This is a genomic window from Kineococcus indalonis, assembly GCF_009906395.1.
GTDB lineage: Bacteria > Actinomycetota > Actinomycetes > Actinomycetales > Kineococcaceae > Kineococcus > Kineococcus indalonis.
In genome coordinates this window covers 1-1,280 of the sequence record NZ_JAAALM010000784.1, presented here as the reverse complement: position 1 = coordinate 1,280, position 1,280 = coordinate 1, and the positions used below count along the sequence as shown (strand labels likewise).

1 protein-coding gene is annotated in these 1,280 nt (G+C 75.9%); it reads left to right on the top strand.

All coding sequences use genetic code 11. The annotated features are described in order from the left end of the window. Positions 1-1,269: MFS transporter (locus GTR00_RS21085; protein ID WP_240900754.1), on the top strand; the 1,269-nt coding region annotated here is incomplete at its 5' end. Positions 1,270-1,280 lie beyond the last annotated feature (11 nt).

Genomic DNA, 1,280 nt, shown 5'->3' with positions numbered 1-1,280 from the left:
GTGCCGAGCACCGCTCCCACCGGACCCGCCGCCACCCCCTCCGACGACCCCACCCGCGGCTCGCTCCTCGAGCAGCCGGTCGCCGTGTGGGCCGTCGCCGCCGCCGCCGTCGTGTCCTTCATGGGCATCGGCCTGGTGGACCCGATCCTGCCCGCCATCGCCGGCGACCTCGGCGCCACGAAGGCGCAGACGCTGCTGCTGTTCACGTCCTACCTGGGCGTCACCGGCCTGGCGATGCTGCTCACCGGCTTCGTCTCCAGCCGCCTGGGCGCCAAGAGGACCCTCATGGCCGGCCTGCTGCTGGTCGTCGCCTTCGCGGCCCTGGCCGGCTCCTCCGGCTCCATCGGCGCGATCATCGGCTTCCGCGCCGGCTGGGGCCTGGGCAACGCGCTGTTCATCGCCACCGCCCTGGCCACCATCGTCGGCGCCGCCAGCGGCGGCACCGCCACCGCGATCGTGCTGTACGAGGCGGCCCTCGGGCTGGGCATCGCCGCCGGTCCCCTCCTCGGCGGCCTGCTGGGCGAGGTGTCCTGGCGCGGGCCGTTCTTCGGCACCGCCGCCCTCATGGCCGTGGCCCTCGTGGCCGTCGTCGTGATGCTGCCCGCCACCCCGAGGCCGGCGGTGCCGACCTCGCTGGCCGACCCGCTGCGGGCGCTGCGCCACCCGGGCCTGCGCACCGTCGCCGTCACCGCGTTCCTCTACAACTTCGGCTTCTTCACCCTGCTGGCCTACACGCCGTTCGCGCTGGACATCACCTCCCCGGTCCGGCTGGGCCTGGTGTTCTTCGGCTGGGGCGCGTGCCTGGCGGTGGCCTCGGTGTGGATCGCCCCGCGCCTGCAGCGCCGCCACGGCGAGGTGCCCGTGGTGGCCTCGATGCTCGCGCTGTTCGCCCTCGTGCTGGCCGTGGAGGCCGTCTTCACCGGCACGCGCGCCGTGCTCGTCGTCGGCACCGTCGTGGCCGGGCTGTTCCTCGGCGTGAACAACACCGTCGTCACCGAGCTGGTCATGGAGGTCTCCCCGGCGCAGCGCTCCACGGCGTCGGCGGCCTACTCGGCGGTGCGCTTCGTCGGCGGCGCCATCGCCGCCTGGGCGGCCGGCGAGCTCGGCGACTCCGTGGGCGACTGGGCCCCGTTCGTGCTCGGCGCCGCCGGCGTGGCGGTGGGCCTGGTGGTGCTGCTGTCCGGCCGCCGGCACGTCGTGGTGCACCGCGCGGCGCCCGCCGCGCACTCCCCGGCCGAGGCCGCCGCCGTCACCGCTGGCGACGCCTGACGACCCCACCC